7 protein-coding genes are annotated in these 4,154 nt (G+C 31.4%); all 7 read right to left on the bottom strand.

The features are described from left to right. Positions 1–643, bottom strand: a 643-nt coding sequence (locus VNJ50_RS02240; RefSeq protein ID WP_325578645.1) for a phage terminase large subunit, incomplete at its 3' end; no start/stop codon positions are given. Between the two features lie 398 nt (positions 644–1,041). Further along, complete coding sequence (locus VNJ50_RS02235; RefSeq protein ID WP_325578642.1) at positions 1,042–1,386, bottom strand: hypothetical protein; 345 nt, start codon at positions 1,384–1,386, stop codon at positions 1,042–1,044. Beyond that, complete coding sequence (locus VNJ50_RS02230) at positions 1,383–1,706, bottom strand: VRR-NUC domain-containing protein (protein WP_325578640.1); 324 nt, start codon at positions 1,704–1,706, stop codon at positions 1,383–1,385. Before VNJ50_RS02230 ends, VNJ50_RS02235 begins: the two co-directional genes overlap by 4 nt. 434 nt (positions 1,707–2,140) lie before the next feature. Beyond that, a complete protein-coding gene (locus VNJ50_RS02225; RefSeq protein WP_325578638.1) occupies positions 2,141–2,677 on the bottom strand; it encodes a hypothetical protein in 537 nt (178 codons plus the stop codon). Next, a complete protein-coding gene (locus tag VNJ50_RS02220; protein WP_325578636.1) occupies positions 2,674–3,231 on the bottom strand; it encodes a hypothetical protein in 558 nt (185 codons plus the stop codon). The genes VNJ50_RS02225 and VNJ50_RS02220 overlap by 4 nt, the downstream gene beginning before the upstream one ends. Then, entirely contained in the window at positions 3,228–3,494 is a 267-nt protein-coding gene (locus tag VNJ50_RS02215) for a hypothetical protein (RefSeq protein ID WP_325578634.1), read from the bottom strand. Before VNJ50_RS02215 ends, VNJ50_RS02220 begins: the two co-directional genes overlap by 4 nt. A 27-nt stretch (positions 3,495–3,521) precedes the next feature. Continuing rightward, a partial coding sequence (locus VNJ50_RS02210; protein WP_325578632.1) for a site-specific DNA-methyltransferase occupies positions 3,522–4,154 on the bottom strand: 633 nt, incomplete at its 5' end.

Genomic DNA, 4,154 nt, shown 5'->3' with positions numbered 1-4,154 from the left:
GCTTGATATTACGCATCTGCTCCTCGCCAGCAAACTGATCAGCTTCCTCAAACCATAATAACGCAATTTGCCCGAATGGTGGTTTTATGGATTTAATTTTCTCAGGCTCATCGCCACCTCTAAAATAAATAATTTGACCCGTTGGCTTATATATCATCTGCATCGGGCTAGTAGTCTTAGTCCAATTATGCTCGTCCTCAATTTCACTAATAGCCCATGAGACCTGTGCGTAAACGCTGTCTCTTAATGTGTTAGCATATTTCCTAGTAATTAGTCCGTGTATATTTGGATTAGCTTTTATGAGCTCTACTATTTTCAACCCAACATAACTTGACTTAGTAGACCCACGCCCACCTCTAAATGCAAACTCCTTATACTCACGATTATTTATATACCTATTTACATCAACAAATTGCGATGATAATAAATCAGCCGGTAGTCTATAAGTCCTGTCCTGACTATCTACCTCAACCTGCCCGACTATATTTGTCAGCAATTCAAAAGCCTTAGTATTATTTTTACTGACTGCCCCCTCAAACTGACCGAGTGCCATAAGCAAAAAATAGGTATATTGCTCGTCAGCTAATTCTATACCTCGCTTTTTTAATTTATCTACCTCCACCTTAGGCAGAGGCAGTTTCATTAAATCATGGATAATATTTTTACTCGAGATAAATATCACCCCCACAATGACTAGATAGGAAAAAGCCTACCTCACTTTTATTTTAAAGTATTTCTAAAAAAATTGCAACTCTTATTTTAAACGCCCATTTAAAACTACTATTTTAACCATGCAGGGCTTATTTATAAAAATTATAATCATGCAGGGTTTGCAGGGTTTAGGGCTATTTTATAAACTTTTTCTTTATGCACACATTATATAATAAGTAGTAAAAGGGCATAAACCCTGCAAACTATGCATTTTTACATATTTTACAAAGGAATAATGGCTTTTTTTATTTAAATGCTTATTTAAAATGTGCGTTTGAAAACGCCTCTAGAAAGTTTATGTAAAATGCAACAAACCCTGCAAACCGTGCATCAAGCATTATTTGTATTCCAATTTATGATGGATAAAACCTGTGATAAAAAGGCATTTAATTCGTATTTTTCACTACTTGGAAACATATTATCGTGTAATATTTTATAAAGTAATTGTGAAATAATTATATAATATTCAGCTTTTTTTAAAGCATCAGGACGAGAATTTGCAGGGAATGCACCTATGATTTTATCGTCTTTTTCCACATGATAAACTTCGTCCTCATCATAAAATAAGTAATAATTATCTCGTATATGGTTAGTGTCAATTTTAGCACCTATATATTTAACGGCTACTATTTCGCCGTATTTATTACGGACTTTGTATTTATTACGGACTTTCATGGCTTTAATAATGGCAAATAGTTGTTAATAAAATCGTTAATATCATAGACAACGCCTGCAATAAACCCTCTCTTTTTCATAGTATTAATAAAATTAATTTGTTCTTGCGTAGGTTTGCGGGGCTTAATTTTAGTCTCAATAAAAGCTGTTTTTCCGTTGCTAGTAAAAAGTAATAAGTCGCTAAACCCACGAGGTAAACCAGTGCGGAAATATGAGCCTGTAATGAGTTGTCCGCCACCGACATTGACATCAAAACATATAATATTATTCTCACCACATACAGCTTGGATTTGTTTTGAGAGGATTTTTTCAGGTGTCATTTAATAACCTCCCACTCAGGATAATTACGGTAGTGTTTTTTATTATTAAAGGCAATTATATGACTACCTTTTTTAACAGCGTATTTAAAAGGGATATCAGTTAATAATTCTACACTGTCAGCTGGTGTAATAATAAAGTCGTCGGCATATAAAAGTAAATGCGGTATATTATTATGGGTAAATTCAGTAATAAGTTGGACTACGATAAATTCGTTAGTATCTAATTTGACGTAAAACATAATTTTTGATCCTCCTATTTGAGATATATTTTTTAAAGATAAATGAGCGAGAGCCGACCCAGACTAATTTAAAAGGTTTATTTTTTTTAATAAATTTTTTAGTAAGGTCACAGCGTAATTCAGTGTGTGCTATTAGGATGTCAATTTGCATAATATACATACCTCCAAGATTGTATTGACCTGTATTCATTATAATTATACGGTTTTTCGCTTTTTATTGCTTTCATTTTCTAACTCCTTTGTATAAACAAATTGCCAACTTTGTGGTGCTTTATCTAATTGTATATAAGCACTTTCTACTTTATCTACTGAAAGTTTATAAAACTCCCCTAATTCTTTTGGCTTATCAAATATTTCAAGTTGTTTAATGTTCCAAGCGTTTGCTCCTTTACCTTTGACGTAGTCTAAAACCTCTTGTTCTGTTAAACATAATTGTTTTAATATTTCTTGTTGTTCTTTTGGTGTTTTCCACCCATAACTTTTATTATCATATATACTTATTTGATTTAATTCATCTCCATAAACATTTACTGCTTGTTTTATATAATATGTTTCATCAAACCAAAATCGTGCTACAACTTTACCATTCAAATCATAATTAATTGTGCAGTATAAGTTTACCCGCCCTTCGTATTCTTTTGGAATACTTTTACGCAGTTCTAATGTTTTATTACCGTTTAAAATATTTACTAAGTGTTCTGGTCTTACAGATATTAGGATTGCTTTTTTCATATTTTATTCTTCTTATCAATTATTATTCGTTTCCATTCACAAAACTTTATCAATAGTATTTTATCTACATCTTTATTTCCATACAACCTATGATTAACCATTATAGCATGAGTTCTTCTATCCATTTTGTATAGGTTTTCTTTACTAAAATTTGTGTAGTCGTCGTCTAAAAACACAACGATATCTTCTATCGGATCAAGTTTTTCATTATGATATTGTTCATATAAATATCTATTCTTTGGAACAAAACCATCTTTTGTTTCAGCACCATCAACTTTTATATATGTTCTACTACCGCTTACATATTCTTGTGTATAGTCGCTATCTCTTCTTGCGAAACCACGTTTTTTAATCCATCCAATTTCTAAACCTCTTTGAATTATTCTGTTTGCTTTTGGTAAACCTAAGTTATATTTATAATTGTTTTTTGATAATAACTTAAGAGATACATTAAGGTTAAAGTGTTTATTAAATGCGTTTAATATATCTTCCCTATCGGTATATATATCTTTACTTTTTCTTAACCACTCTAACCTATCTTTAGTCCATCTCATTTCATCTTTTGTTCTTGCAACTTAATATTATCTTTCATAATATTATTGCGTTCGTTTCTTAGTTCATACATAGTTGTTCGTAGTTCTAAATCTTTCATCTTATAATCAATCTCTTGTTGCTTGATAATAGATAACACATGACTGTTTTTTAATTGGCTAACCTTTAATATATGAGGATTTCTTTTGATTTCCTCGTCAGTAAGTCCGTTTAATTTTTCAATCTCTTTGACACTTGTTTCATATACTGTCTCTTTATAATTCATTTTCTATCTCCTTTTTTTTTTATTTTTTTAATCTTCCCAAAAATCAAATATATTCATTATGCCTAATTCTTTTTCTTTATCTTCTTTAATACTTTCTTTAATAAAAGTTTTTGTATCTAAGGTTGCTTCATAATCTTTAACTGCACCAATTCTCGCTTTTGCTATCTCAGCATATTCTGGCATAAGTTCAATACCTATCCATGAAAACTTTTCCATTTCACACGCTATTGCCGTTGTTCCACTACCTAAGTATGGATCTAAACATATACCATTTTTTGGTGTTACAAGTCTAACAAGGTATCGCATTAACTCAATTGGTTTAACGGTAGGATGTATATTTTTTCTTTTAGTTTCACCACGATTAAATGCATTATCAATAGGTTTAGTTCTACCATCAGTAACGACATCTTTTTCAAAGTCATACAACCCAAAGTTTCTTTCTTCTTTACTTGCTTTTGCTGTGTAAAAGAAACGTGCAGCACTTCCACTATCACCATAAGTTTCACCAAGTGGATGATTTACATCAAACTTACCATAAATACCATTAGGACTACCATCAGTGTGTCTTTGATGTTGTGAAGTCATTTTTCCACTTTCCGTATAAGGAAATAAACTTACTACTTCATCACTGCCGTCGTGGATTACGTTTGCTGGGAAGCG

It is taken from the genome of Gelidibacter sp., from assembly GCF_035577925.1.
GTDB lineage: Bacteria > Bacteroidota > Bacteroidia > Flavobacteriales > Flavobacteriaceae > Gelidibacter.
The sequence above is the reverse complement of the archived record's forward strand: the minus strand, read 5'-3'. Positions and strand labels throughout refer to the sequence as shown.

Coding starts and splice junctions, on each gene's coding strand:
- VNJ50_RS02235 (WP_325578642.1), bottom strand. CDS start 1,386: ATGAAAGTCCGTAATAAATACAAAGTCCGTAATAAATACGGCGAAATA.
- VNJ50_RS02230 (WP_325578640.1), bottom strand. CDS start 1,706: ATGACACCTGAAAAAATCCTCTCAAAACAAATCCAAGCTGTATGTGGT.
- VNJ50_RS02225 (WP_325578638.1), bottom strand. CDS start 2,677: ATGAAAAAAGCAATCCTAATATCTGTAAGACCAGAACACTTAGTAAAT.
- VNJ50_RS02220 (WP_325578636.1), bottom strand. CDS start 3,231: ATGAGATGGACTAAAGATAGGTTAGAGTGGTTAAGAAAAAGTAAAGAT.
- VNJ50_RS02215 (WP_325578634.1), bottom strand. CDS start 3,494: ATGAATTATAAAGAGACAGTATATGAAACAAGTGTCAAAGAGATTGAA.